Origin of the sequence: Oceanospirillum sediminis (assembly GCF_014164585.1) — a bacterium.
Taxonomy (GTDB): Bacteria; Pseudomonadota; Gammaproteobacteria; order Pseudomonadales; family Halomonadaceae; genus Oceanospirillum; species Oceanospirillum sediminis.
This window is the reverse complement of the sequence record NZ_JACJFM010000148.1, coordinates 1-434: the sequence shown is the minus strand read 5'-3', so window position 1 is coordinate 434 and position 434 is coordinate 1. Positions and strand designations below refer to the sequence as shown.

The window sequence follows — 434 nt, the reverse complement described above, 5'->3', positions numbered from 1 at the left end:
GCAGATATCTGTTTCTTATAAGGCTGACCTGCTTTTTTTCTACACTATTTATTGCAGCGGTATCTCCGCTTTTTCCAGCTTCAAAACTTTCTTTTATCAAATCTAAATTCCTGTTGTTTAAACGAGACATTAGCTCCTGATAATCTTCTAAGACTTTTTGGTGCTCAGAACCTTTAATTTTCGCATCTGTTACAAAATTTTTCAAAGAAGTATTAATTTCAATAATACCTTTATCAGCAAAAAAGCTAATTCTATCCTCTTCTTTGGAGTTTTTATCAAGGTCTAAAAATAACAAATCTGGTTCGTCCAAATCAGCATACAATTCAAATTCAGAATTGCCGTTTACAACAATGGAATCCACAGTTACCATAACCGTATCTATTACTCGTTTTAGATATACAGTTCCTTTTTTTAAACCTTTTATATTGGTTTTT

At 31.3% G+C, this 434-nt stretch carries 1 protein-coding gene; it reads right to left on the bottom strand.

What is annotated here, in order from left to right:
* Nucleotides 1-434: DUF4369 domain-containing protein (locus H4O21_RS28185; RefSeq protein WP_182812473.1), on the bottom strand; the 434-nt coding region annotated here is incomplete at both ends.